Annotated in this window: 26 protein-coding genes; 12 read left to right on the top strand and 14 right to left on the bottom strand. The window is 59.2% G+C overall.

The window, feature by feature from the left end; translation table 11 throughout:
• Positions 1–262: 262 nt before the first annotated feature.
• The 5 genes from GE107_RS05450 to GE107_RS05430 are packed head-to-tail and all read right to left on the bottom strand — an operon-like array spanning position 263 to position 3,890.
• The gene (locus tag GE107_RS05450) at positions 263–421 is read right to left on the bottom strand and encodes a hypothetical protein (protein WP_219638630.1); all 159 of its coding nucleotides are present in this window, start codon (positions 419–421) and stop codon (positions 263–265) included.
• 14 nt (positions 422–435) lie between these two features.
• A complete protein-coding gene (locus GE107_RS05445; RefSeq protein WP_370636268.1) occupies positions 436–774 on the bottom strand; it encodes a ferredoxin family protein in 339 nt (112 codons plus the stop codon).
• Entirely contained in the window at positions 756–2,051 is a 1,296-nt protein-coding gene (locus GE107_RS05440) for an FAD-dependent oxidoreductase (protein WP_219638626.1), read from the bottom strand. Before GE107_RS05440 ends, GE107_RS05445 begins: the two co-directional genes overlap by 19 nt.
• Complete coding sequence (locus GE107_RS05435) at positions 2,035–3,069, bottom strand: electron transfer flavoprotein subunit alpha/FixB family protein (RefSeq protein WP_219638624.1); 1,035 nt, start codon at positions 3,067–3,069, stop codon at positions 2,035–2,037. Before GE107_RS05435 ends, GE107_RS05440 begins: the two co-directional genes overlap by 17 nt.
• Complete coding sequence (locus GE107_RS05430; RefSeq protein ID WP_219638622.1) at positions 3,066–3,890, bottom strand: electron transfer flavoprotein subunit beta/FixA family protein; 825 nt, start codon at positions 3,888–3,890, stop codon at positions 3,066–3,068. Before GE107_RS05430 ends, GE107_RS05435 begins: the two co-directional genes overlap by 4 nt.
• A gap of 399 nt (positions 3,891–4,289) precedes the next feature.
• On the opposite strand from GE107_RS05430, the gene GE107_RS05425 reads away from it, so the two are divergent.
• The 5 genes from GE107_RS05425 to GE107_RS05405 all read left to right on the top strand — a co-directional run bounded on the left by GE107_RS05425 (position 4,290) and on the right by GE107_RS05405 (position 11,742).
• Positions 4,290–6,137: an assimilatory sulfite reductase (NADPH) flavoprotein subunit gene (locus GE107_RS05425; RefSeq protein WP_219638620.1), complete on the top strand. Its 1,848-nt coding sequence runs from the start codon at positions 4,290–4,292 to the stop codon at positions 6,135–6,137.
• A 37-nt stretch (positions 6,138–6,174) separates the two neighbouring features.
• Positions 6,175–7,899: an assimilatory sulfite reductase (NADPH) hemoprotein subunit gene (gene cysI, locus GE107_RS05420; RefSeq protein WP_219638619.1), complete on the top strand. Its 1,725-nt coding sequence runs from the start codon at positions 6,175–6,177 to the stop codon at positions 7,897–7,899.
• 208 nt (positions 7,900–8,107) lie between these two features.
• A complete protein-coding gene (locus GE107_RS05415) occupies positions 8,108–8,890 on the top strand; it encodes a hypothetical protein (protein ID WP_219638617.1) in 783 nt (260 codons plus the stop codon).
• Positions 8,891–8,903: 13 nt separating this feature from the next.
• A complete protein-coding gene (locus GE107_RS05410; RefSeq protein WP_219638615.1) occupies positions 8,904–11,135 on the top strand; it encodes a GAF domain-containing sensor histidine kinase in 2,232 nt (743 codons plus the stop codon).
• Positions 11,095–11,742 carry a response regulator gene (locus GE107_RS05405; RefSeq protein WP_219638614.1) on the top strand — a complete coding sequence of 216 codons (648 nt, stop codon included), beginning with the start codon at positions 11,095–11,097 and terminating at the stop codon, positions 11,740–11,742. Before GE107_RS05410 ends, GE107_RS05405 begins: the two co-directional genes overlap by 41 nt.
• 102 nt (positions 11,743–11,844) lie before the next feature.
• Here the strand turns inward: GE107_RS05405 and GE107_RS05400 are convergent, their stop codons facing one another.
• On the bottom strand, positions 11,845–12,549 hold the full coding sequence (locus tag GE107_RS05400; protein WP_219638612.1) for a stalk domain-containing protein: 705 nt from the start codon (positions 12,547–12,549) through the stop codon (positions 11,845–11,847).
• Between the two features lie 165 nt (positions 12,550–12,714).
• Between GE107_RS05400 and GE107_RS27030 the strand changes: the two genes are divergently transcribed.
• Both GE107_RS27030 and GE107_RS05390 read left to right on the top strand, forming a co-directional pair.
• On the top strand, positions 12,715–13,014 hold the full coding sequence (locus GE107_RS27030) for an ATP-binding protein (RefSeq protein ID WP_219638610.1): 300 nt from the start codon (positions 12,715–12,717) through the stop codon (positions 13,012–13,014).
• Entirely contained in the window at positions 13,001–13,669 is a 669-nt protein-coding gene (locus tag GE107_RS05390; RefSeq protein WP_219638608.1) for a response regulator transcription factor, read from the top strand. The genes GE107_RS27030 and GE107_RS05390 overlap by 14 nt, the downstream gene beginning before the upstream one ends.
• A gap of 82 nt (positions 13,670–13,751) precedes the next feature.
• On the opposite strand, the gene GE107_RS05385 is transcribed toward GE107_RS05390, so the two are convergent.
• Positions 13,752–14,426, bottom strand: coding sequence for a hypothetical protein (locus GE107_RS05385; protein ID WP_219638606.1), 675 nt, complete (start codon positions 14,424–14,426; stop codon positions 13,752–13,754).
• 180 nt (positions 14,427–14,606) lie between these two features.
• Between GE107_RS05385 and GE107_RS05380 the strand changes: the two genes are divergently transcribed.
• The 4 genes from GE107_RS05380 (at position 14,607) to GE107_RS05365 (ending at position 19,199) form a co-directional block, all read left to right on the top strand.
• Entirely contained in the window at positions 14,607–16,724 is a 2,118-nt protein-coding gene (locus GE107_RS05380; protein WP_219638603.1) for a sensor histidine kinase, read from the top strand.
• Positions 16,687–17,352 (top strand): response regulator, encoded by a 666-nt coding sequence (locus GE107_RS05375; protein ID WP_219638601.1) that lies wholly within the window; start codon positions 16,687–16,689, stop codon positions 17,350–17,352. The genes GE107_RS05380 and GE107_RS05375 overlap by 38 nt, the downstream gene beginning before the upstream one ends.
• Before the next feature lie 122 nt (positions 17,353–17,474).
• Complete coding sequence (locus tag GE107_RS05370) at positions 17,475–18,245, top strand: sporulation protein (protein WP_370636267.1); 771 nt, start codon at positions 17,475–17,477, stop codon at positions 18,243–18,245.
• 474 nt (positions 18,246–18,719) lie between these two features.
• Positions 18,720–19,199 carry a DinB family protein gene (locus GE107_RS05365; RefSeq protein ID WP_219638600.1) on the top strand — a complete coding sequence of 160 codons (480 nt, stop codon included), beginning with the start codon at positions 18,720–18,722 and terminating at the stop codon, positions 19,197–19,199.
• A 139-nt stretch (positions 19,200–19,338) separates the two neighbouring features.
• Here the strand turns inward: GE107_RS05365 and GE107_RS05360 are convergent, their stop codons facing one another.
• From GE107_RS05360 to coxB, 6 genes are all read right to left on the bottom strand, one after another.
• Positions 19,339–19,797 (bottom strand): DUF420 domain-containing protein, encoded by a 459-nt coding sequence (locus tag GE107_RS05360; RefSeq protein ID WP_219638598.1) that lies wholly within the window; start codon positions 19,795–19,797, stop codon positions 19,339–19,341.
• 113 nt (positions 19,798–19,910) lie between these two features.
• On the bottom strand, positions 19,911–20,825 hold the full coding sequence (gene ctaG, locus GE107_RS05355; RefSeq protein WP_370636266.1) for a cytochrome c oxidase assembly factor CtaG: 915 nt from the start codon (positions 20,823–20,825) through the stop codon (positions 19,911–19,913).
• Between the two features lie 182 nt (positions 20,826–21,007).
• Positions 21,008–21,325, bottom strand: coding sequence for a cytochrome C oxidase subunit IV family protein (locus GE107_RS05350; RefSeq protein WP_219638596.1), 318 nt, complete (start codon positions 21,323–21,325; stop codon positions 21,008–21,010).
• Positions 21,326–21,329: 4 nt separating this feature from the next.
• The gene (locus GE107_RS05345) at positions 21,330–21,947 is read right to left on the bottom strand and encodes a cytochrome (ubi)quinol oxidase subunit III (protein ID WP_219638594.1); all 618 of its coding nucleotides are present in this window, start codon (positions 21,945–21,947) and stop codon (positions 21,330–21,332) included.
• The gene (ctaD, locus tag GE107_RS05340; RefSeq protein WP_219638959.1) at positions 21,944–23,743 is read right to left on the bottom strand and encodes a cytochrome c oxidase subunit I; all 1,800 of its coding nucleotides are present in this window, start codon (positions 23,741–23,743) and stop codon (positions 21,944–21,946) included. Before ctaD ends, GE107_RS05345 begins: the two co-directional genes overlap by 4 nt.
• A gap of 99 nt (positions 23,744–23,842) precedes the next feature.
• Complete coding sequence (gene coxB / locus GE107_RS05335; protein ID WP_255570240.1) at positions 23,843–24,895, bottom strand: cytochrome c oxidase subunit II; 1,053 nt, start codon at positions 24,893–24,895, stop codon at positions 23,843–23,845.
• 396 nt (positions 24,896–25,291) lie between these two features.
• On the opposite strand from coxB, the gene GE107_RS05330 reads away from it, so the two are divergent.
• Positions 25,292–26,056 carry a hypothetical protein gene (locus tag GE107_RS05330; RefSeq protein WP_219638592.1) on the top strand — a complete coding sequence of 255 codons (765 nt, stop codon included), beginning with the start codon at positions 25,292–25,294 and terminating at the stop codon, positions 26,054–26,056.
• Here GE107_RS05330 and map read toward each other — a convergent pair.
• A complete protein-coding gene (gene map / locus GE107_RS05325; RefSeq protein ID WP_219638590.1) occupies positions 26,037–26,798 on the bottom strand; it encodes a type I methionyl aminopeptidase in 762 nt (253 codons plus the stop codon). The genes GE107_RS05330 and map overlap by 20 nt on opposite strands.
• Between the last annotated feature and the right edge of the window lie 137 nt (positions 26,799–26,935).

Raw genomic sequence — 26,935 nt, 5'->3', positions numbered from 1 at the left:
ACTCTTCGATCACTTTCTTTTTCGCCCAATTTTATCTCATAGGATCCTCTGCACCGGAATTGAAGTTCCGTATCGGAATCCGCTAACCGACAATCAACCGGAACTCCTATCCTTAAGTGCAAGGGATCACTACTCATAGCTATAAGCCTTCCTGAACCCCCAATCGAACACGAACCGGGGGTTTTCGTATAGAAAAAAACGGTTGCCGAAGCAACCGCAAAGAGATCGCCTATTGTCCATTCCATCTCGCCAAGTCCGCCCGTCAGTGCGGCGTCGGCTCCTGCTTGCGCAGAGACTCCGGCTTCTCCCAGCTGCTGAAATGGTCCTCCCACACGACGTGGTAAAGGCTTTCAAGAATCTCCACGACGGTCCCTTTCGATCCGTCGGGCACGTAAACCACGCTATCCCCGACCTTCAGCATGCCCTTCCCTCCCGCTATCCGAGTCGAAAGACGATTCCGTGCCCGCCTTTGGGGTACACCCATTTGATGTTCTCGTGGGGGCAGCCGATCCGGCAGCTTCCGCATTCGTGGCACCCTTCGTAGCCGACGTGCATGCGGACTTCCTCCCATTTGTACACTTCGGCCGGACAGAAAATGGTGCATATCTTATCCGGACATTTCGACAAACAGACTTCCGCGTCCATCACGTGAAGGTGCGACTGCGTATCCGCATTGAACCGCAGCAGATACTGCTTCTCCTCGATGCTGGCCGCCTTCGCGGGAGACGCCGTCTGCGGGGCCTGCGCCGTTTCGCTCATTTCATCACCTTCCATGCCCGGTACAGGTCGCGGGCGATTTTGAACTTCCGCTTCGCGGGGCCGATATCGCGCCAGATTTTCTTCTGCTTCTCCCGCTTCGATGCCCCGTCCACCGTCAGCATCGTGCTGGCCGCGCGGTTCATCATCGGGATGTATTCCTCGAAATACTGCGGGAACTTGTCGAAATGGTGGGTGGCGTCCTTGTATTTCTTCAGGTCCTGCCCGACGAAGCTGTCCATCAGCTTCTGACGGTACGAATCCAGCGAGGCCTCCGAGTAATCTCCCCGCGCCTTGGCTGCCACGATCGTCTGCGCCGCCAGCCGGCCGGACGTCATCGCCATGTTCGAGCCTTCCCGGTGGATCGCGTTAACGAGCTGCGCGGCGTCGCCCACGACGAGTACGCCGTCCCCGACGACCTTGGGCATGGAGCGGTAGCCGCCTTCCGGAATGAGGTGCGCCAAATATTCCTGCGGCTCGGCGCCTTGGAGGTAGGGCCGGATCATCGGATGCGTTTTTACGTATTCCAGGAGCTCGTAAGGCTTTATTTTATGCTTGATCAGGCCGGAAAGTAACGTCCCGACGCCGATGCTGAGCGTATCTTTGTTGGTATAGAGGAACCCGGTTCCGAGGATGCCCTTCGTCGCGTCGCCGAACAGTTCTATCGTGCAGCCTTGCCCTGCCTCCAGATTGAACCGGTCCTCGATCGTCTTGCCATCCAGCTTGAGGATCTCCATCGTAGCCAGCGCCACCTCGTCGGGGCGAAACTCCTTGTGAAAGCCGAGCGACTTCGCCAGCAGCGAGTTGACGCCGTCCGCCAGCACGACGACGTCGGCGTGCAAGTCGCCGTCCGGACGGTCGGTGCGGACGCCGACCACCTTGCCGCCTTCGATGAGGCATTCAAGCGCCACCGTCTCGCAAACGAGCAGCGCCCCCTGGTCTACCGCTTTCTGAGCGAACCACTGGTCGAATTTGGCCCGAAGCACCGTGAAATTGTTGTACGGCTCTTCGGCCCATTCCAGCCCTTTGTACGAGAAGGTGACGGCCGACGTCTTATCCATCATCATGAAGCGCTGCTCCACGATCGGGCGCTCCACCGGCGCTCCCTTGTGGAAACCGGGGATGATCTCCTCCATCATCTGGCGGTACAGCACTCCGCCCATGACGTTCTTGGAGCCGGGATATTCCCCCCGCTCCAGCAGCAGCACGTTCACGCCCGCCTTGGCAAGCTCGTAGGCGCAGGCAATGCCCGCGGGTCCCGCGCCGACGACGATCGCGTCAAACTTTTCCGGCATTGGCCTCTTCCTTTCTTCCCAAGGCGGATTCGAACGCTTCGATCAGCATCGGGACGATTTCGAGCGCGTCGCCGACGATGCCGTAATGGCAAGCTTGGAAAATGGGCGCGGCCGGGTCTTTGTTGATCGCGACGATGAGCCCCGAATTCTGCATGCCCACCAGATGCTGGATCGCGCCGGAAATGCCGATCGCGAAATAGATTTTGGGCGTCACGGTCACGCCGGTCTGCCCGACCTGGTGGTGGTGGCCGATCCAGCCCGCCTCCACGACGTCGCGGCTCGCCCCCACCGCCGCGCCGAGCGTCTCGGCCAAGCGGTGGATGACCTGGAAGCCGGCCGGGCTGCCGAGCCCCTTGCCTCCGGCGACGATAATGTCGGCCTCGTCGATGCGCACTCGGCGGGTGGTCGCCCGGACGATTTCCAACACTTTCGTGCGCACGTCCTCCTCCCGCAGGGGGATCGATTCGGCGATGACGGCACCGGTGCGGCCGGGCTGGCGGGGGAGAGCTTTCATCACTTTCGGGCGTACGGTAGCCATTTGCGGCCGGTACTTCTTGCACAGAATCGTCGCCATGATGTTGCCTCCGAAAGCGGGTCGGCTAGCCAGCAGCAGCCCCGTATCTTCTTCCACGTCGAGCTGGGTCGTATCCGCCGTCAGTCCCGTCGGGAGATCGGTCGCCACTGCGCTCGCCAAGTCCTTGCCGGTGGACGTCGCCCCGTACAGAAGAATTTCCGGTTTATGCTTCTCCACGCACGCGAGCATGGCCCGCATGTAAGCTTCCGTCCGATAATAACGATAGATCGGATCGTCGTAAACGAACACCTTGTCGGCGCCGTACTCGAAGGCGGACGCCGCAAGTATGTTGACGCCTTCGCCGATCAGCACGCCGGAGAGCTCGGACCCGCGTTTGTCGGCAAGCCGTCTCCCCGCCCCCAGCAGCTCCAGCGATACCGGCGCGATGACGCCGTCCTTCTCCTCCAGGAATACCCATACTCCCCGATAGTCGTCGAAATTCAACTTCGCCCCACCTCCAACAGTTCGCGCCGCTCCAGCAGCACGTCCAGCAGCTGGTTGACCTGCTCGCTTGGCGCGCCTTCCAGGAGCTTGCCGCCTTGCGGCTTGGGCGGCGCCCATACCGCGCTGACGATCGTCGGCGAGCCTTTGAGCCCGAGCTGCGCCCGGTCGATGTCGGGCAAATCGTTCACGGACCATATATGGGGTTGATATCTCGCGGCTCTGAGCATGTTCGGCATCGAGGAATAGGGAACCTCGTTGATCTCCTTCTCCACGGAGAGCAAGCAGGGCAGCGTGGAGCGGATCACCTCGTGTCCGTCCTCGAGCTTGCGGTGAACGACCGCATAACCCCTTTCCCGGTTGATCTCGACGACCTTACACACGGAAGTCAGCGGCGGAATGTCGAGCCGTCTCGCGATGCCGGGGCCGACCTGGCCGGTATCTCCGTCGATCGTCATTTTGCCGCAGATGATCAAGTCGACAGGACGGATAGCCGCGATTTTCTCGAGCGCCTTGGTCAGCGCGTAGCTCGTCGCCAGCGTGTCGGCTCCCGCGAACGCCCGGTCCGTGATCATGTATCCTTCGTCCGCTCCGATTTCGATGCACTTCTTGATCGCTTTGACCGCAGGCGGCGGCCCCATCGTCAGCACCGACACGAAGCCTCCGTACCGCGCCTTGAGCCGCACCGCTTCCTCCACCGCATGGGAGTCGTACGGATTGAGGATCGCGGGCGCGCTCGCCCGGTCCATCGTGTTCGTTTTCGGATTCATCTTGATGATCTTCGTGTCCGGCACCTGCTTGATACAGGCGACGATATGCAGCATCGCGCCATCCCCCGTTTCGGATTGCCTCGCTATAGATATTTATATTAGGCGGGCGGCGGGTTGATGCCTGGGTTTGTCCGAGGGGGGAACGTAAAAAGCTTGGAAGTTGCCCCGTTCTTTCGACACGAACCGTTAATGGAACCGCAGCCTACTCGCCGGATCTCGAAGCGGTTGATCGAACTTAAGCTTGCCCGACGGAATTAAAGTGGAGGCTTGGAGCCGGTTGATCGATGTGAAGTCCTCGCCCCGCCCGCTTATCACCAACGCTGATGAATGCTATAAAATCATTCTAATTGCCCCCGCGCGTCAGCTTTGTTAGGGTGAACATAGTGAATAATCCGGTCTTGCGAATTGGAATACTATTCTAATCGCAATGCACGTAACGTGGGGTGGATAGGATTGGTACTGCAAGTGACGAACAGCCCGTTTCATCAAGAGCAAGTCGAATGGCTTAACCGCCTGTTGCCGACTCTGTCCGACACGCAGCGGATTTGGCTGAGCGGATACCTGACCGCGCTTCAAAGCGCCGCGGTTCCGGCCGCGGCCGCGCCTGGTGCCGTCCCGGCAGCGCCGCAGACGGCGAACGGGCCTGCCGCGTCCAAAGAAGCCACCGTGCTGTTCGGATCGCAGACCGGGAACTCCCAAGGCCTCGCCAAGAAGCTGTCCAAACAGCTGGAGGCGCAAGGCTTCCAAGTCACGCTCGCTTCCATGAGCGACTTCAAGCCGAACAACCTGAAGAAAATCGAGAACCTCTTCCTCGTCGTCAGCACGCACGGCGAAGGCGAACCGCCGGACAACGCGATTTCGTTCTATGAGTTCCTGCACGGCAAACGGGCGCCGCAATTGGAAGGCCTGCGCTTCTCGGTGCTTGCGCTCGGAGATACGTCCTATGAGTTCTTCTGCAAGACGGGCAAAGATTTCGACAAACGCCTGGAAGCGCTCGGCGGCAAACGGCTGGTTCCGCGCGTCGACTGCGACGTCGATTTCGCCGAGCCCGCGGCGGAGTGGATGAAGCGAGTCGCCGGCGCGCTCAGCGAAGCCACGGCTCCACCGGCATCCGCAGCGGCACCCGGCATCACCCCCGCAGCAGCGACTCCTCCAGCGGAAACCGATTCGGAATATTCCCGATCGAACCCATTCCAGGCCGAAGTGCTCGAGAACCTGAACCTCAACGGCCGCGGCTCGGACAAGGAGACCCGCCATCTCGAGATTTCCCTCGAGGGCTCGAACCTGCAATATGAACCCGGCGATAGCCTGGGCATCTATCCTGAAAACCATCCGAAGCTGGTCGACGAACTGATCGGGGCCATGGGATGGAAAGCGGACGATCCCGTCCCGGTTCAGAAGAACGGAGAGCAGTTGCCGCTGAGGGAAGCGCTGCTCCGCCGCTGCGAGATTACCGTGCTCACGAAGCCGCTGCTCGAACAGACGGCAAAGCTGGCCTCAACGAACGGCAAACTCCAGGATCTCGTGAAAGCAGGCCGCGAACAAGAGTTGAAGGCATACATCCAAGGCCGGGACCTGCTCGACTTGGTTCAGGACTACTCCCTGAAGGGTCTGCCCGCGGCCGAGCTCGTCCCGCTTCTGCGCAAGCTGCCGCCGAGGCTGTACTCGATCTCCAGCTCGTCTAAAACAACCCCGGACGAAGTGCACGTCACCGTGAGCGCCGTCCGATACGAGGCGCACGGACGCGAGCGGTACGGCGTCTGCTCCGTCCACCTCGCCGAGCGGGCGGAGCCGGGCACCAAGCTGCCGGTATTCGTTCAGCACAACCCGAACTTCAAGCTGCCGGACAACCCGGATACGCCGATCCTCATGATCGGACCGGGCACGGGCGTCGCTCCGTTCCGCGCGTTCCTGATGGACCGGGAGGAATCCGGCGCCGAGGGGAAAACGTGGCTGTTCTTCGGCGACCGGCGCTTCCGCACCGACTTCCTCTATCAGACCGAGTTCCAACGCTGGCTGAAGGACGGCGTGCTCACCCGCATGGACGTCGCGTTCTCGCGCGACAGCGATCGCAAAGTATACGTACAGCACCGGATGCTGGAACGAAGCCGAGAGCTGTACCAATGGCTGCAGGAAGGCGCCTGCGTCTATGTCTGCGGAGACGAGAAGCATATGGCGCACGACGTTCACGCCGCCCTGGCCGAGATCCTGAAGAGCGAGGGCGGCATGAGCGACGAACAGGCGGCGGAATATTTGAACGGAATGCGCCAGGACAAACGTTATCAGCGGGACGTATATTGACCGTGAGTCCCGAAGGTATCGAGAGGAGAGTACCAGCATGTCGGAAAATAACCTGCTATCCCCGAACAGCGCGCCGCACAGCGACGTCGAACGGATCAAACGCGAGAGCAATTATTTGAGAGGCTCCCTGGCGGAGACGCTGGAGGACCGGATCACGGCGTCCATTCCCGACGACGATAACCGGCTCATGAAATTCCACGGCAGCTACTTACAGGACGACCGCGATCTGCGCAACGAACGCCAGAAGCAGAAGCTGGAGCCAGCCTATCAATTCATGGTTCGCGTACGCGCCTCGGGCGGCATCGTGACGCCGGAACAGTGGCTCATGATGGACCGGGTCGCCCGGCAGTACGCCAACGGGTCCATCCGATTGACCACCCGGCAGTCTTTCCAATTGCATGGCGTCCTGAAATGGGACATGAAGCCGGCGATCCAAGAGGTGCACCATGCGCTGCTCACCACGCTGGCCGCATGCGGCGACGTGAACCGCAACGTCATGTGCAACCCGAACCCGTACCAGTCGGAAATCCATGGCGAGGTATACGAATGGGCTTGCCGGGTCAGCCGTCACCTGGATCCCCGGACGAGAGCCTATCATGAAATATGGCTAGACGAGGAGAAAGTGGCGGACAGCCGCGACGAAGACGCCGATGAAGAGCCGATTTACGGGCCGGTTTATTTGCCGCGGAAATTCAAGATCGGGTTCGCCGTCCCTCCTTCCAACGACGTCGACGTCTTTTCCCAGGATCTCGGTTTCATTGCCGTCATCGAAGAAGGCCGCCTGAAAGGCTTTAACGTCACGGTCGGCGGCGGCATGGGCATGATGCACGGCGACCCGAACACGTATCCGCAAGTGGCGAAGCCGATCGGTTTCGCGACCCCGGAGCAAATCGTCGACGTGGCGGAGAAAACGGTCACGATCCAGCGCGACTACGGAGATCGCGCCGTACGGAAACACGCGCGCCTCAAGTACACGATCGACGACCGCGGAATCGACTGGTTCACGGGAGAACTGGCCAAGCGGCTCGGATGGAATCTGGAGCCTGCGCGCCCGTTCCATTTCGAGCATAACGGAGACCGTTACGGCTGGGTCAAAGGCAGCGACGGCAACTGGCATTTTACGCTGTTCATCCAGAACGGGCGGGTCCGGGACGAAGACGGCTATCCGCTCATGACGGGGCTGCGCGAGATCGCCAAAGTGCATACCGGCGATTTCCGGCTGACGCCGAACCAGAACCTCATCATCGGAGGCGTGAAAACCCGGCAGAAGAAGAAGATCGAGGCTTTGATCGACCAGTACGGGCTGACCGACGGTCGGCACGATTCGGCCCTGCGCCGTAACTCGATGGCTTGCGTCGCCTTCCCTACCTGCGGGCTGGCGATGGCCGAGTCCGAGCGCTACTTTCCCTCCTTGCTCGAGAAAATCGAGCCGATGCTGGAGGAGGCCGGCTTGCGCGAGGAAGACATCGTCATCCGGATGACCGGCTGCCCGAACGGGTGCGCCCGGCCGATGCTCGCGGAGATCGCCTTCATCGGCAAGGCGCCCGGCAAATACAATCTGTACTTGGGCGGAGGCTTCGCGGGAGAGCGGCTGAACAAGATGTACAAGGAAAACATCGGCGAAGCGGAAATTCTCGATTCCCTGAAGCCGATCATCAAGCACTATGCGAAGGAGCGGCGGAAAGGCGAGCATTTCGGCGATTTCGTCATCCGCGCGGGGTATGTGAAGGAAGTGCGGGACGGACAGGAGTTCCACGCGTAGAACGCAAAGAGAGGCTCTCCGAGGCAGCGTATCTCTGCCCGGACACCTCTCTTTTTTCTTCGTTCAACAAACAAGTTACTTGCATGCGCACTCTCTCCGGTGAACTTCCCGGTTCAACCTCCCGGTTCGCCGGGAACTCTGCTCTGTTGGATTCGTTCGCCACCCTATACGATGGTAACGAATAACAACGTTAAAGGAGAGAATCGATTTGGATGCCAACCTAGTACCGTCCGTTCCTCAGCAGGTTTCCAAGCGCCGTATGGTTGCCTTTCGCATTCTGGCTGCATTATTCGCATTAGGCAGCTTTGTCGTCCTTGATGGCTTTATTGAAGCCCTGCTTCCGTTCACCAAATCCGAGAGTTACCTTCCGAACGAGCTGCATTGGCATGGCGGCGTCCATGGCGCCCTGATCGGACTGCTTCTCGGCGGGAGCCTGATTCTGCTGCTCTTCCGTCCGGCTGCCGGCCCTCTTGTTCTCCGATTGTATATCCTCGGTCACGCTATTTTCCTTGTCATGCTTGCCATCACCGATTGGCGGTTATATGTAGAGAAGCTATTCGTCACCGGGATGTTTGCCGTCGTCTGCCTTTCGCTCTACGCAACCTATCCTTATCGGGAGCAGGTTTTCTGCCGTGCCGAAGAGGCACGGCCCGCGAGCCGCCCGCTTCTGCTGCTGACGGCCTTAGCCGCTCTTGCGCTGTTGCCTCTGATTTGGAGAGGAATGACGAACCAATGGGCCGGGCTTGATGACGATTTCCGCTGGGGGGAGAATTCCGCACTCTACCTCACGCTGATTCTGGCCGGATGCCTTTCCTCCGGCACGAGACCCGACAGTGCGAGCGTCGGCGTACTGACGGGCATTGTCTATCTCTATCTCGGGACGGCCGCGTTGACAATTCCCCATCACGCTGGTAGTTTGGGTACATGGGGCGGCATCGCGTCGGCTGTTGCCGGAATTGCGTACATTGTCTTGTCCATTACGCGTAAATAGGGTGATCCACGGCATGCGGGGGGATCGCATCGGTACGGGGGGCATTCTCTTGCTCCGCGTCATTTCACTGGTTTGGAGCGGGCTGCTGGGCCTGCTTTTTTTGTCCGGGCTGCCCGCGTACTATCGTTATATCGCCAATTGCGCAGGAAGCGAATGCGCCGGCGCCTCCATCGAAATGCTGCCTGCAGCCGCTCTGGAAAGCCTGCGTCTTACGGCGGCCGGAACGGCCTTCCTCTATGCGGGGTTCGATCTGTTCTGCTTTCTGATATATGCTGGCGCTGCCGCGATTATCGTCCGCAAGCGTTCAAGAGAACCCGTTCCGTTAATCAGCTGCGTCCTGCTCGTATCCTATGCCTTCATTACGATGTATCCCGATTCGCTGCTGCACGCGTCGGCATGGGAAACGGTCGAACCCTTATACAGGCTTGCGGATTCCGCGGCGTTTTTGTCCGTTTTTCTGTTCGGTCTCTTATTCCCGGACGGCCGCGCTCCGCGGCGCTGGATGGCCATGGCAGGTTGGCTCGTCTTCCTCCCCCGCTTTCTATCCAACTTGGCCCAGGACACTTGGCCGATCAAGAACTGGCCCCAGTGGCTGACTTTCTGTTGGATGACTGCGTTCTACGGTTTGCTTCTCACGGTCCAGATTTATCGCTATCGTTGCGTGTCGGACGCGAAACAGCGTCGGCAAACCAAGCTGTTCGTTCTCGGCTTCACCTTCATGATCCTCGGCGTGTGTACGGTTCTTCTAATCCCGCTGATGTGGCAGCCCGATTTCTATGAAATCCGGAATCCCTCGGCTACGCTGCTCCAAGATGTGCCGATTCGGTTGTTGTTCCTGCTGCTTCCGGTAACGCTTGTCGTATCCGTGCTTCGCCGCAGACTCTGGAATATCGAACCCGTCGTCAACCGGACGCTGCTGTACGTATCGCTTAGCGGCTGCATGGCAATCCTCTACGTCGGGATCGTCTGGTATCTGGGCACGGTATTCGGTACGGGAAACCATGCCGCAGCCTCACTGGCGGCTACCGGGCTGATTGCCATCCTGTTCGCCCCGCTCAAGGAACGGATTCAGAATGGACTGAACCGGTTCATGTACGGAAAAAAGGAAGATCCTTACGCCAGTCTGCTTCGGCTAGGGCATCGGCTCAAGGAGCCGCATCAACCGGAAGATATCATGCAGTTGATCGTGAGAACGGTTCGCGATACGCTCAAGCTTCCGTACGTTTCTCTTAAGTTAAGCCGCAATGGAGGGTTTGCCGAGGTTGCGGAGGCTGGAGCTTCGCGTGCCGATCATGACAACGACTTGGAGGAATTGCCGCTGATAATGAACGGAGAAGAACTGGGCGTCCTTACCGTCGCGCCCCCTCCCCCTGGCGAGTGGAGCGAAGATCAGGACCGGAAGCTGTTGGAGCTGCTGGCGCGCCAGGCAACCGTCGTCGTGGCTGGCGTCAAGCAAACGCTAGATATCCGTCTGCTGGCCAAGGAGCTGCAACAATCCCGTGAACGGCTTGTTCTTGGGCGCGAGGAGGAGCGGCTTGCGCTTCGGCGCAACTTGCACGACGATTTGGCGCCGAGGCTCGCCGCCCTGGCTCTGAATGCGGAAAATGCGGAAGAGCTGATCAAGCGGAACCCCGCCAAAGCGGCTGCCATCGTATCGGGACTGAAAACGGCCATCCGTGAAACGGTCGGCGATATCCGGGGGTTGGTATACGACTTGCGTCCGCCGGCCCTCGACGAGCTGGGTCTCGTCGGGGCCGTCCGGCAGAAGCTGGACGAACTGGCGGAAATGGCGGCGATCCGCTCCGTCAAAGCCAATGGGGATGTCGAAGCGCTCCGGATCGAAATGACCGTGCCGGGCGAGACGCTGCCTCAATTGCCGGCTGCCGTTGAAGCAGCCGCCTATCGCATCCTGGTAGAAGCCGTGCTCAATTGCGTCAAGCATGCGAACGCGGCCAACTGTACGGTACGACTGACTCATGAACAGGATGCGCTGTTGCTCTCGATCGCCGATGACGGTATCGGCATGGAGGTGCAGTCAGCCGCGGAAATGAACGCGTATGCCGTGAAAGGCGTAGGCCTTGCGTCCATTCGTGAGCGGACCGCCGAGCTCGGAGGCCGGTTTGTCCTGGTTTCTTCCCCGGCAAACGGTACTCTCGTCGAGGTTCGGCTGCCTTGCGGAAACATAAGAAAGGGGCAGGTATTCGATGTCGACAGCAGAGACGATTCGCGTATTGATCGCCGATGATCATCCGTTGTTCCGCCAAGGCGTGCAAACGATGCTTGAGATGACGGAAGATCTGCACTGCGTCGGGGAGGCGACGACCGGAGAAGAAGCGGTCAAGCTGGCGCAGGAACTGGAGCCCGACGTCATCCTGATGGACATCCGGATGCCCGGGCTGAGCGGCATGGAAGCAGCGCAGCGGATTCGCGCCGCATACCCCGAAATCCGGATTCTCATGCTGACGATGTTCAAGGACGACGCCTCGGTATTGACGGCGATGAAAACCGGCGCTCGGGGCTATATTCTGAAAGACGCCTCCAAGGATGAAATCCTTCGCGCCATTCGCGCGGTGGCGAGCGGCGAGGCGATTTTCAGTCCGGATGTCGCCACGCGCGTCATCGATTACGCGACGAGAACGACTCCCGCCGTGACGGCCATGAAGGATTTGACCCCCCGCGAGAAAGAAGTGCTGTCCTTGTTGATCGAAGGCGCGTCCAACCCGGACATTGCCGCTGCGCTGAATCTGAGTGCCAAAACGGTCGCCAATCATGTATCCGCCATTCTGAATAAGCTTGAGGTACAGGACCGTTACGGAGCGATCAGACTTTTCAAAGACGTTCGCGACAGCTGACGACGGATCACACCCCCTATAGCGGATCAGACCCGCTCCGGAAGCGGGTCCGAATCGGGTCTGTCGATGGAGGGGCGGCAAGGCGCGCGTTGAAAACCGAGATTACTTCCCCAGCATCGGTTCGCCCAGGATGCTCTGGTCCCCTTGAACGTAAACGTACAACGTTTTCGCGTCCTTCACGCCCAGTTCGAGCTCGGTGACGCTTCCGTCCTTCACTTTCTGCTCTTTCACGACCACTTGGTTCTCGTCCGTGATCTTGATCGTCAGGTCCTCGTCCGAAAGCGAGTCGGCCGCGTAGAATTTCGCTTTGAATTTGTCGCATTCGAAATTCGCGTTGACCTGAAGGTTGACGGAACGGTACCCGCCGGTTACGTAGCCGAAATCGAAAACGGTGCCGGCCGCGGTCTTGAGCTCATCCGGCGTCCTCGATGCGAGCCGGTACGTCTTGTCTCCGTTGTAGGTGAACTCCGGAGAGGCTTTGATGTAGTTGATTTCCGCGGCGATGTCCCCTTCGGCTTCCCCCAAATACGCGGTCTGCGTGTTCGCGTCCCAGGTCACCTTCATCCCGGCGGCTTCGGCAACCGCCCGCATCGGCAAATAAGTCGAACCTCTGTAGGTGATCGGCACGAGCTTCGTGCCGCTGCCCGGCTCCACGGGTTCGAACCGTTTGCCGTACAGCATCACCTTGATCCCCGTATTGAGGTACGCCTTCACTTCCGTCAAATTGCCGGCTCCGACCACGTTCATCGTCAGGCTGAAAAACAGCGCGCCCGTCACGAGACCTCTCCGACCGCCCGGTTTTCCCATTCCGCATCCTCCTCTTCTCGGCTTCCCAACCATCATAAAATCGGAGCCGCCGGATCGAATAGTTACGGACTGTCATCGTTTTTGTCACATCGCCAATTGTGATTTCAATTCGGTCTTCGGCTTCTCGAACGCCACAATGCCGCCATACCCTCGCTGCCCGCGGCCGTGGAATCCGCCGTATACCGGATTGTTCAGGAAGCGTTGACCAACGCGATCCGCCATGCACGGTCGGAAAGCTGCCGCATTCAGCTTGAGATCAACAAAGGCAACTTGTATCTCAAAGTGGCCGATGACGGCGGCGGTTTGCCGCAATCGTGGAAACCCGGCGTGGGTATTCGTTCGATGAGAGAGCGCGCGGAGGAGCTCGGGGGTACTTTTCGAATCGTGCGCGGGGATCCTCGAGGAACGGCTGTAGCCGTCACTTTGCCCATAGAGAGAGGAGAGCTTTCGGATGGAAACAGGTGAAGACGAAAAAATCAGGATTTTGGTGGCCGATGACCATCCGATCTTTCGGGAAGGACTGCTCTCGATTCTGTTGTCCGAACCGGATTTCGAGGTGGTGGGGGAAATGGAGAACGGCGAGGATACGATCGAGGCGGCCGAGCTCCTGCAGCCCGATATCCTATTGATGGATGTCCATATGCCCGGCAAGAACGGAATCGAAGCGACGAGGGAAATTACGAAGAACTGTCCGAGCATCGGCTTTCTGATGTTGACCATGTTTGACGACGATGCTTCGGTATTCTCCGCGATGCGTGCCGGAGCCCGCGGCTACATGCTGAAAGGGGCGGGAAAAACGGAGATCATACGGGCGATTCGTACCGTCACGGGAGGAGATGCCATCTTCAGCGCTCCGATCGCGAGGCGAATGATTTACGATTTCGATACGCTTGCCCGAAAACCGGCGGCGATGCTGTTTCCGCAGCTGACGGAGAGGGAACGAAGCGTGCTGGCCTGGATCGCGAAAGGCAAGGATAACGCCTATATCGCGCAAAAGCTGGGACTGTCCCATAAAACGATCCAGAATAACGTAACCAATATATTGAACAAGCTTCAGGTTGCGGACAGGGGGCAGGCCATCCTCCTGGCGCGGGAAGCCGGACTTGTGCATGAAGAGTGAAGTTGCGATTGGCGGCAGATCGGACCCGCTCCGGCATCGGATCCGGATCGGGTCTGTTTTTTATCCCCTAATGGATTGGACTTCACGCGGATGCTGATGCCTCAGTTGCGGCGACCCCCTTCGTCTGCCGTCTTTCGAATACCATACACGCCCCGTAGGCGGCATAAGCAAGGAAGCAGACCGGGTACACGTACTTGCCGAAGCTTTCCCACGGCAGGAAGAACGTGGCCGGCAGCAGAACGATCGACAGCGCCAGCCATTTGGAATAGACGCGTGCTCGGTATAGCGCGATCGTCATCAGGATGAAGCCGATCAGCACGGCCGGCATCGCGACCATCTCCATTTGGGAAGGGAACCCGTCGTGGAACAGCGTCTTCTTCGCGATCTCGTTCGCCGCCTTCAGTTGCTCCTCCGTTTGAATGCCGTCGTACAGTACGGGATACTGATAGACTTGGAGAATCGCGTGGATCAGCTCGAAGGTGAAATAGTAAGTCATCGTGAGCAGACTGATCCATCCCCACCACTTGATGGCTTCCGCCTGTCTCACGAACAATCCTGCCAGGCCGATCATCATGATAGGGGTCGCCACCAGCATCACCGCATGCACGCCGACGGCAAGGCTCAGAAAATGGGGCAGATCGGCCACGCGGGCGGGCGTATCCTCCAAGTGGACGATCTGGAGCACGCAGTTGGTGATCCCGGCCAGGATCAGCATCCAGCCGCAGATTCGGAACAACGATTGCTTCACGGTAATCATAACTCCGTCACTCCTCTGAACGTTTGATGCTTTCCATCGTAGAATGGCCAGGTTCCCTCCGCAAGGGAAGCGTTCCCGAGTCCGCGGGAACCTGCTCGGGAATGTCGAAAACACTTCTCTCCGCGGGTTCACGTCCATGTTATACTGGGTGCAAAACGCGCCCCGGGGAAGTGACCTGATTTGCCATCCTATGCCGCCGGCTTCCTTCGCAAGCCGATTCTGGCCGCGGTCCACCTCGTCTGGTGGGCGGCCTTCGCCGCGTCCGCAGCCGTCTCGCTATACAGCCACTGGAACGGAATCGGAATCTATGAGAGACCTTGTCCGGATGGGGCCTGCGCGAGTTTTTTCCAAATGACGGAGGCTCAGCTCGGACAACTCGCGCAAGCAGGCATCGGCCCCGAGCTGTACGGGGGCATGACCGTAATCCTGCTCCTCCTGCAGAACGTGTCTTCGTGGGCGGTCGGCCTGCTGTTATACCGGTATGGAGGGAAAGACGTCCACTGCGTGCTGGCGTCCATGATGCTCATCGCGACCGGAACGATGTTCAGCACGGACGAAACGCTGTTCGGCCAGGACGCGGGAGTGTTAGGCCTTCTTCTGATGGCCAACGTAACGGTAGGCCTGTTCTATCCGTTCTTCCTCTTCCTGCTGCCGGAAGGCCGATTCTCTCCGGGATGGACGGCCGTCCCCGCATGGTCGATCGTCGCGCTGACGATCGGAAGCGCGCTGTTTCCTGCCCATCCGGTCCTGAGCTTCATGAACTGGCCGCCGATTTTGAAGGAAGGCTTCTCGCTCGCGATCCATCTGCTGATCGTGTTGCAGCAAATCTCCCGCTACGCAGGCGCAACGCCGGAGCAGAAGCGGCAGATCCGCTGGTTCCTCCTCGGGATGGCCGCTTTCGTCGGAGCCACCTACCTCGACCTGCTCGTCCATGACCGGCATGGGCTGCTGCGCGCCGCGAACCAAATCTTGCTGTATGCGGGCCTGCTGTTCCTTCCTTTCTCGATCGGAGTCATGGTGCTGGAAGCCCGGGTTCGCCGAATGTCCGCCGCGTTTAACCGGACGCTGGTGTACTTCGTCCTGAGCGTCATGGGCGTCCTGGCATACGCTCTCGTCGTAGGCGCCGTCGGCTTGATCCTGCAGGTGCGGGGCAGCACTCTCGTCTCGCTCGTTGCGATCGGTCTCGTCGCCGTTCTTTTCCATCCGCTTCGGGAACGGGTGCAGCGTTCGGTGAATCTGCTCGTATACGGCGAACGGGACAATCCGTACCGGATTCTGGCGGACCTGTCCGGGAAATTGGAAAGCGCGCTTACCCGCCGCTCTTTGCTGAATACGGTCGTGGAGACGGTGGCGCACGCGTTCCGGCTGCCTTACGCCTCGATCGACATCGAAAGCGGAAACGGCCCCCGTCGGCTTGCCGAGTACGGACGGCCGACCGGCGAGGTAAGCCTTATTCCGCTTACCGTACAAGGCGAGCAAATCGGGAGGCTCACGCTCGGCATCCGGAATCTGGGCGATATGCTGCCGCCGAGCAAGCACGAGCTGTTCGACGACCTCGTCCGCCAAGTGAGCATCGCCGTGCAGGCCGTCCGCCTAACCGACGAGCTGGCCCGCTCCAGGGAGCGGCTCGTCATCGCCCGCGAGGAGGAGCGGCGAAGGCTGCGCAACGACCTTCATGACGGGCTCGGCTCCGTCATCGCGGGCATGATGCTGCGGACCGAAGAAGCGCTTCAGTTGCACGAAAGCCATCCCGCGTTGTCGAAACAAGCGCTGGAAGCGGTCCGCAGCCAAATGAAATCGAGCATCGCCGATATCCGGAGGCTCGTGTACGCGCTGCGTCCGCCTTCGCTGGACGAATTCGGCCTGGCCTTCGCGCTCGAGGAGTTGGCGGGTCAATTGAGCGACCAGTCGATCCGGGTGAGCCTCGAGCTGCCGGAACGGGAGCTCGAATTCCATCCCGCGGTGGAAGCCGCCGTATACCGGATCGTGCAGGAGGCGCTGACCAACGCTTTGCGCCATTCGGGCGCCGAACACTGCCGCATCCGGCTCGAGTGCGGGGACGGCGCGGTTCTGGTTTCGATTCGGGACGACGGGTCCGGCCTGCCGGCGAACCTGAAGCCGGGCATCGGAATCCGGTCGATGAAGGAGCGCGCGGAAGAGTTGGGCGGCATCTGCGTGCTGCGCTCCGTCTCCGGCGAAGGCACCGAAATCGACGTGCGTATTCCGGCGGCCGATCCATTACGGGAGGAGGAAGATAGACATGGACAAGGAACCGCTGCGTATCCTGCTCGCGGATGACCATCCGCTGTTTCGGGAAGGGCTCGTGTCCATCCTGCGGCTGCAGAAGGATATCGAGGTGATCGGCGAGGCGGGCAGCGGCAAAGAAGCGGTAGCGATGGCCGAGGCGCTGCAGCCCGACGTCATCCTGATGGACGTAGGCATGCAAGAGATGAACGGCATAACCGCCACGCGCGAGATCGTGCTCGACAATCCGCACATCCATATTCTCATTCTCACGATGTTCGACGATGACGCTTCGGTCTTTTCCGCCATGAAAGCAGGCGCGAGAGGCTACCTGCTCAAAGGGTCGGACAGGGAGGACATCCTGCGGGCGATCTCCGCCGCCCACGCCGGCGAAGCCATTTTCAGCCCCGCCATCGCGCGCAGGATGATGTATTACTTCAAGGCCATGACACGCAAGCCGCACGTCGGCGACCTCTTTCCGAAGCTGACCGAGCGTGAGCAGGAGATTTTGGAGCTGATCGCCGACGGCCTGTCCAACGAAGAAATCGCGCGCAAGCTTGACCTCTCGCTCAAGACCGTCCGCAACAACGTATCGAACCTGCTCAACAAGCTGCAAGTGACGGACCGCTCCCAAGCGATTCTGCTGGCGAGGGATGCCGGGCTCGGACGGAACGAGTTCTAAGGCAGCGCTTCCGACCGTTAGCCGGATTCCGGTTCGGAACTCCGTTTTCCCTTGAATCCATTCGCCTGGAATATCGTAGTAATTCTAGGATTGCGATATTTCTAGGCGATGGAGGGATTCATGTGTTGGGCAAGTTTCTGGCAAGCATCGGCATCGGGTCGGCGAAGCTCGATACGCTACTCGAGCGGGCGGTCTACTCGCCCGGTGACGAGGTGCGGGGAGAGGTCAGGCTGAAAGGCGGCAACGTCGAACAGCGGATCGAGACGATCTCCCTCTCGGTCATGACCCAGTACCTGAGAGAAAGCGGCGACAACAAGTATTACGAGAACGCCGAAATCGCGCGTTATGAGATCAGTTCTCCCTTCACGCTGCAAGCGGGCGAGTCGCGCGAAGTCCCCTTCGCGTTCCCGCTGCCGGCGGATACGCCGATCACGGTCGGCAAGACGCCGGTATGGATCGGGACGGAGCTCGACATTCGCGGCGCGCTGGATCCGAACGATAACGACCGCATCGAAGTGAGGCCTACCCCGGGTATGAACACGGTGCTCCAAGCAGCCGAGCTCGCCGGATTCCGCTTCCGCAACGCGGAATGCGAATATACGAGACTTGGAGGACGGCTCCCGTTCCTCCAGGAATTCGAGTACGTTCCCGCCGGAAGGTTCCGCGGCCGTCTCGACGAGATCGAAATCGCGTTCGTGAGGCAGGACGCAAACGGGATCGAGCTGCTCGTCCAAATCGACCGCAGGGCGCGGGGATTGTCCAGCTTGTTCGCGGAAGCGCTCGACATGGACGAGTCCTTCGTCCGCGTCCGGCTGTCCGCCGCCGAGCTGGCGGCGGGACCGAATGCGGTGGCCGGCAAACTGGCCGGAATCATCGAGCATTACTCGCATTAATATCGTTAGCTCCGAGGGCACCTAAACGTGTACGTTTGAGAAACACCGGTCGTCAGGATGTCTCCTTCATACAGGCTCATCCGGGCGAACGCCTTGAACGTTTTGGAGCCGCCCGATTTTTTCACTCGCACGTGGGAAATACGCACACGCACAAAAGCTTGTCGTTACCGTGACGACAAGCTTTTCGTTGTTAGTTGCAGGACGATATTAGGCGTGATACTTCCCGTCGGGGACATCCAACACCCATTCCAAAATTTCGATTTTGCTCCGAATTTCTACCCATTCTTCTTTATGCAGAGCGGGATCTAATCGATCTTCTACCTGTTTGAGTTGAATGATCATTCGTTTAACCTGGTCTATGGACCTCATCTTCGCGACCTCGCTTTTTGATTCGTCATCCATGATCCGCAATTGCAATCTTGCAACGTCTGTATGCTATAATGTTCCATTATCCTTGAATGGAGGCATACGGCAATGGGAGATCTCTATTTGTTCGACCAAGCGGAATTCGTCAGAAAACAAACGCTCAAAGCGATGGAAGGCGTTACGGAGGAAATGGCGGACAAGATCCCGGACGGTTTCCGCAATTCGATCCGCTGGAATCTGGGCCACGTCTACGTGGTGCTGGAGCGGTACATCTTCAAATATCTCGAGCTTCCGCTTCATGTCCCTGAAGGCTTCCAAGAGCTGTTCGAGTTCGGCACGTCACCGCTCGGTTGGCCCGATTCCGTTCGCGTGCCGACGCTGCCCGAGCTGGAGGCGCTGCTCGCAGGCCAGCTCGCGCGCGTACGGGAAGCAGTCGGGCATCGCTTGCGGGATGAAGTCCCGCAGCCGTATACGACATCCTTGGGCATGCGCCTATCCACGCCGGAGGAGTTTCTCAGCTTTAACCTGTACCACGAGGGGATGCACCTCGGCGCGGTGAAGCTGTACAAGAAGCTGTTATCCTGCTAAGTTAGGATAATAAGGGTTTCGTACAACGCTATTGTTACATTCGCTTGCTCAAACAGGTATCAGTGAGACGAAAGCCAGCCCCTTTTGTTACACCAGCGGGCTGGCTTTGCCGTTAACGATACGTTTCCGACTGCAACGTTTAAAATATCGCGTCGATCACCGGTTTCGTGTGACCGCCCGGATACACCAGGTACAGCAGCACGTAAACGGTGATGCCCGTAATCGCGGTAACGAACCAGATGACGGCGGTCGTGCGACCCCATTTGCGGTGCTTGGCGAACCTCTTGCGGAACGCGAGCGTCAGCGTCGTGATGCCGAATACTGCGGCAACGGCGGCTAGAACGATATGGAACAGCAGGAATATCAAGTACACCGTCTTCAAGCTGTCCGGCCCGCCCCACTCCGTATTGCCTACGAAAATGGTCCTCGACAAATAGATGATGAAGAAGATCAAAGCGGCCGCGGCCGCGGCGAGCATGACCTTCTCGTGAGCCTCTCTCTTCTTCCGAATGATCAGGTTCCAGCCGACCGCCACCAGAATCGCGCTGAGCGCGATGAAAGTCGTGCTGATCGCCGGCAGTACGTTATACCAATCCATTAGGGAATCACCCGCCCAATCAAAACGATTTTCTGCATGTCCCCCTCATTGTACCTCTCCGCGGAGCCCCGGGCAACGCAACGGGGCAAAGCGTCACACATTGTTGCTAATTGTCAGACGGCGCCCGCGGCGTCGTCCAAGCCGGGCTGGTCTTCCTTGTCGCGCTCGTGCCGGTACCATCGCATGAACACGAAGAACAAGGCGCCGATATTAATGAATTCCTGCAGAAGCTTCATCACGATGCCCCCCAGCTGCTGATCCTCTTGGGCGGACATCAGGTTGAAGAAAGCCGGGCCGCCCTTGAACTGGGCAAGCAGCGAAGCCGGATCTCCCGATACGCAGTAGCGCATCGCTTGCGCCCAAGCGTTCGGGTCGCTGTATACCGCGAACAGCGGCTCGCTCGCGAAGATGATCAGCACGCACGCGGGCGTGAGCAGCAGTCCGTTCAGGAAAATGTAACCCAGCCGCCACAGCGGACTGATCTTCGCCCATTCTTTCACCGGCGTTTGGATGTGCCACCAGTTCATCATGGCGGCGACCAGCAGAGCGAAGTAGAAAAAGCCGTGGATCGTCGTATGGACCATGATCCAATCGTGGATGTTCGGCATGTGGTAGAACGAGAACATGAGATTGAACAAGAACAGGCAGATGATCGGGTTCATCAACACCCGGAACGGACGCCAGAATGCCCGGTCGAACGCCCATTTCCACAGCCAGTCCGGGATTCCGTACAGGAGCAAGGTCGGAACCATGAAATAGGAGATCGCCATGTCCGTCATATGGAACGTAAACATGAGATGGCCGAGCAGACTCAGCGGTCCTCCCTGAGCCAGATATAGGAGCAATATGCCGGTCAAGAAAGCGATCTGCCTCTTCACCGGAACGGACGAGCTGTTCTTGAAATGCGATCGCCACGGTCCGACCGCGAACGTATATAACACTCCTACAGCCATCATGAAGACCAGGAATACCGGGCTCCATATCTCGCTGAAAGAGAAATATTCCAATCCCAGCATGAACGTTGCCACACCCTTTCCTCCCCTGTCCGGGGACCCCGAGCATCAAGTAAAACGGCTGCGCCGCCCTTTACGGACGGATAGACGTTTTATCGGAGGTGATTCAGAAAAGTATGGCGGATTTTATACTTTCTGAATCATTAAAAAAGAGAGGCGGTACAGGCCCGCCTCTCTTCAGTTCCGACCGTTTTCCCTTACCACCAAACCCAGTAGACCGCCATGATCACCATTGCGAACACGACGAATACGCCGGACAGGATGCAGATAATCGGAAACAGATGTCCCCGGTCCTTCATGTGCATCCAGAACGCCAACTGCACGAATACCTGGATAAGCGCCATGACGACCAAAATGATGTACGTGAACGTGGTGTTGATTTCTCCGGCCGCAACGGCCGCGAACGCGATAATCGTCAGCGCGAGCGACAGCACGAATGCCACGATGTGCTTCTGCGGTCCTTCCAGCTTGTGGCGCTTCGCTTCTTCTCCGGATACGGAATGGTTGCTTGCCATGCGGTTATCCCACCTTTCCCATCAAGTACACGACGGTGAAGATGAATACCCAGACGACGTCGATGAAGTGCCAGTAGATCATCGACAGGTAGATCTTCGGAGCCGTGACGACCGTGAGCCCTTTTTTGAACAGTTGGGCGATCAGCAGGGAGATCCACAAGACGCCGAACGCGACGTGCGCGCCGTGGAAGCCGACCAGCGTATAGAACGACGAGCTGAATGCGCTCGTATTCATTTTGTGGCCTTCGGACACGTACGTGTTGAACTCGTAAATCTCGAGGCCCAGGAACGCAAGCCCCAGAATGATCGTAACGAACAGCCAGCCGATGAGCGCCTTCATCTTGTTCCGGTGCATCGCCTGTACGGCGAACACGCTCATGAGACTGGAGGTCAGCAGGATCATGGTTGCCGCGAATACCATCGGAAGCTCGAACAGGTGGGACGGATGCGGACCGTCGAGCACTTGGTGGCGAAGCGCGATGAACGCGGAGAACAACGTACCGAACAGGACGACCTCGGCGCCGAGGAAAATCCAGAATCCGAGAACCTTGTTGCGTCCCTCTAGCGTGGCCTTCTCCGGCTCGTGCGGGAGGTGTCCTTCTACGTGCTGATGTGCGCTCATGCCTGCACCTCCTCTTCTTCCGGGTCGATATGGAAGCCGTGGTCGTCATACACCGAACGAAGGAACATGCACACGAACGTCACGAGAATGCCGCCTGCGGCTACCCAATGGTTCTGGTACATGAAACCGAAGCCCGCGATGAACAAACCGATGCTCATGATGAGCGGCAGGATCGACGGGGACGGCATGTGGATCGGTCCGAGCGGCTCGGCCGGCGTCATCGCCGTCTTGCCGTCCATCTTCTCTTTCCACCAAGCGTCGAGTCCGCGTACGAGCGGAATCTGCTTGAAGTTGTATTCCGGCGGCGGAGAAGGGATCGACCACTCCAGCGTACGGCCGTCTTCCCACGCGTCGGCTGCCGCGTTGCGCGGTTTCGCCCATGCGATAATCACGTTGACGACGAATACGATCGTGCCGATGCCCATCAGGAACGCCCCGATGGAGCTGATGAGGTTCATCGTTTCGAACCCTTGGTTCGGCAAATAGGTCCAAACCCGGCGCGGCATGCCCAGCAGGCCGAGGAAGTGCTGCACGAAGAACGTCAGGTGGAAGCCGGTGAAGAACGTCCAGAAAGTCAGCTTGCCCAGCCCTTCGTTCAGCATGCGTCCGAACATTTTCGGCCACCAGTAGTGAAGGCCCGCGAAAATCCCCAGAATCAAGCCGCCGACGATGACGTAGTGGAAGTGCGCCACGACGAAGTAGGAGTCGTGGTATTGGTAGTCGGCCGGCGCGGAAGCCAGCATGACCCCGGTAACGCCGCCCAGAACGAACGTCGGGATGAAGCCGACGGCGAACAGGTTGGCGGTCGTGAACTTGATCGAGCCGCCCCACAGCGTGAACAGCCAGTTGAAGATCTTGACCCCGGTCGGCACCGCGATCAACATCGTCGCGATGGAGAACAGCGCGTTGGCCACGGGACCCAGGCCGGTCGTGAACATATGGTGAGCCCAAACCATGAAGCCCAGGAAGGCGATCAGCACGATTGCGAATACCATCGAGCTGTACCCGAACAGGCGCTTGCGCGCGAACGTCGCGACGACTTCGGAAATGACGCCGAAAGCCGGCAGGATCAGGATGTACACCTCGGGGTGACCGAATACCCAGAAGATGTGTTCCCAGAGAACGCCGTTGCCGCCGCCCCCGACTTCGAAGAAGTTCGCCTGGAACAAGCGGTCGAACATGATGGCGACCAGACCGACCGTCAGTACCGGGAAGGCGAAGACGATCAGGACGGACGTGATGAAGATCGCCCAGGTAAACATCGGCATGCGCATGAAGGACATGCCCGGGGCGCGCATGTTGATGATCGTGGCCATGAAGTTGATGCCGCCGAGCAGCGTGCCGATCCCCGCGATCTGGAGACCGATGACATAGTAGTCGACGCCGTGCGTGCCGTTATAGGTCGGTCCGGCAAGGGGCACGTAGGATGTCCAGCCGGCGTCCGGCACAGTGCCCGTGAACCAGCTGATGTTGAGCAGCAGCCCTCCGAAGAAGAACGTCCAGAAGCCGAGGGCGTTCAGGAACGGGAACGCGACGTCGCGCGCGCCGATCTGAAGCGGAATGACCGCGTTCATGAGCGCGAACAGCATCGGCATTGCCGCAAGGAAGATCATCGTGGTACCGTGCATGGTGAGCAATTCGTTAAACGTATCGGCCGCGACGAAGTCGTTCATGGGCTTCATCAGCTGAATCCGGATCAGGATGGCCTCCAGGCCGCCGACCAGGAAAAAGATGAATCCCGCGAGCAAATAGAGAATGCCGATCTTCTTATGGTCGACGGTGGTCAGCCAATCCATCAACCCTTTATACCGTTTGACCGTATGCGTATGTGCATGGGCATGTGCATGAGCAGCATGTGTAGCCAAGGCCGCGAACCCCCTTCTTAAACCGTTTCATTAATAGTCGAGCTTGTAACCGGCCAAATACTTCGCGATGCCGTCGATTTCCTCCGGCGTAAGCTGATTGTCGGCGGCGCTTGGCATTTGGTTGCCCGGCTTCACCTTCTGGGGATCCGTGATCCATTCTTTCAGGTTCTCGACGGTCGTCTTATCTTCGGGCTGAGGATCCGCGACGACGTCCGAGTTGTACAGGATGCCCGCGATCGTCTGGCGTCCGCCGATGCCCGTCAGGTTCGGCGCGCCATTCGTGCCTTGGTCTCCTACCGCGTGGCAAGCCAAGCATTTGGAGCGGAACGTTTCCGCGAGCTTCGGGTCGGCCGGCATCGATGCCGGTGCTTTCATCGCCGCGATCCACCGGTCGAACGATTCGGGGCTGACGGACTTCGCTTTGAAATCCATCAAGGCATGGGAAGGTCCGCACAATTCCGCGCATTTGCCGCGGTAGACGCCTTCTTTGGGGAACTCCAGGTACATCCGGTTGGACGAGCCCGGGTTCGTGTCCATTTTGCCGCCGATGGACGGAATCCAGAACGCGTGCTTCACGTCGGCGGATACGAGCTCGAACGAGATTTTCTTCCCGGTCGGCACGACGAGCTCCTGCGCGGTCGTAACGCCGTATTGCGGGTATTCGAATTCCCACCAGTACAGATGCGAGGTCACCTTCACCTGAATGGCGTTCTTGTCCTTGGAGTAATCCGTCGCCATTCCGAACACGGATTGAATCGTCGGCACGCCGAGAATCAGAAGAAGGACGAGAGGGATGACCGTCCAGATGATCTCAAGCTTGTGGTTGCCTTCGACTTGCTTGGGGATCGTCTTGTCTCCCTTGCGCCGGCGGAAGCGCACCAAAACGTACACGCAGATCGCGAATACGACCACGACGACGAGCGTCATGATACTGATCGAGATTTTCATCAGATCGAACTGCTTTTGCGCCACCGGCCCCTGCGGGTCGAGGGTGGAGAGATCTGCCCGGCCGCAAGCCGACAGCAGCAGCGCCATCCCCGCGAGCAGCGGAAGAATGCGCTTCATCACGTTCCATCGATTCATCTTATCAACCCCAATTTTGCATATTGGCGACGGCCCGAAATCCTTGCCCCTCTAAGCCTTCCGCCCCTGTACGAATGTTGGAACGACACGACGCACACGTTCATTCACACTCTAACTAATATAAAGATTCGTTCGTCATTTTGTCAATGTTCACAAAGCAGTTCACAAATTGTTCTCAAAACTGTCAAAACCACGCCGCTCTAAGGATTTTCGAACATCGGGAACCCGCCTCCGGAAGGAGGAACGCCCGCTTTCCCCCCGCATCGCGGCATAGGCAGGCCTTCTCATCTTTTTGCCATCCGTGGTGAGTTTTATGTACCGCTTTGCCTGTATAGGATCGCCCCGCCGGCGTACCCTAGTCTTACCGCACCCGAATGAGCGAAGGAGGATGGCCCCATGTTCTGGCACCGGCTCTGCAGGCTGACCGCCGTATCGGCCGTTCTGATCGGCTGCCTCTCCGCCTGCAACTACACGGATTATTATAAAAAGCAAAGCGGATACAACTACGGCAGCCGGGACCGCGACGATCCCAAGGCGATGATGATCCGCTCCTTCGGCGCCTACTCGGCGGATCCGCGCCAGCACGACAACCGCTATTTCGAATACAGCGCCTCGCTGTCGCGCAGGATCGCCTCCCTGCCCGGCATCAACACGGCCCTTGTGTTTCTTACCGACCGCAACGCGTACGTGGGCATCACGACGGACTGGTCCGGCGCCGGCACGGATGCTCGCGGCGGCCGAGGCCGGGGAGATCAAATCAACTCCGGCACGATGGAGGGCGTCTATAACGTCGATAACGGCAGCACCCAATGGGACAACCGGCACGCGGCTCCTCTGTACAATTCTTATTTTACCCATAAAGACGTTTCCGATTTATCCAGCAAGCTGAGACAGACGGTCGGCGACGAAATCAGGCGGGCCCATCCCCGGGTGTCCGAGGTGCATATCTCCGCCAACCGGGAATTCGTGAACCAGCTCGTCGAGTTCGCCAAAGAATCTTGGGCCGGCAGGCCGCTTGCGCCCTTGACTCCGGACTTCAACCGGCTTGTCCGCTATATGTTCGGGATGGGGAAGGAAATCCCGCTCCCGTTGTACGAACGCGATCCGCAGGCCGACTCCGCCGGAGGCGTCGGCCCGGAGCCTAGAGACGGGTTAAAATAACCGGTCCCTCGGCGGAAACCGCGACCGTATGCTCGAATTGGGCGGCCCAGCCGCCTTTTTTGGCGCTTACGGTCCATCCGTCTTGCGCGATCTCGATCTCGGGGCTGCCGATCGTGAGCATCGGCTCGACGGTCAGCACCATTCCCGCCTTCAGCATGGAACCGCGCCCCGCCTTGCCGATCGAGGGAACCTCCGGCGGCTCGTGCATCCGTCTGCCGATGCCATGGCCTCCGAATTCGGCCACGACCCCGTATCCGCCTTCCGCCGCCGTGCGCATGATCGCGTCCGCAATATCCCCGGTCCGCCTGCCCGGCCGGACTTGCGCGATGCCCTTCATCATGGCGGCATAGGCGGCTTTCCTCAGCCTTTCCGCTTCCTCGGAGACGCGGCCAACCGCGTACGTATAGGCGGTATCCGCGTGCCAGCCGTCCAGCTCGACCACGAAGTCCAGCGTGACCAGGTCCCCTTCGCGAAGCGCGCGGCCGTCCGGCATGCCGTGGCAGATCACCTCGTTCACCGCCGCGCAGATCGCGTAAGGATAGCCGCGGTAGCCGACTTGGGCGGGAACGGCGCCTCGCTCTCTCATGTACCGGTCCGCGAAATCGTTCAGCTCCATCGTCGTGACGCCGGGAGCGACGAGCCTCCTCAGCGCTTTCCGCAGACCCGCCGCCACTCTTGCCGCCGCGCGGATCCCCTCCAGCTCTGCGGCCGTCCTCGTCGGGATTTTCACGCCACTGCCCATCCCCTCACCTCCTGATTTCTACCATATATATTCAAGAACAGCTAAAAACGGGTTCGTGCCCGAGCATAAAGGCGATGTTGTTGCTGTCTGCACCGTCGGGGGTGAGGTCGACTGAAAGCCGAAACGGCTTCAGCCTT

Source organism: Cohnella sp. CFH 77786, assembly GCF_019400745.1.
Classification (GTDB): Bacteria; Bacillota; Bacilli; order Paenibacillales; family Paenibacillaceae; genus Cohnella.
This window is presented reverse-complemented; position numbering and strand designations above follow the sequence as displayed.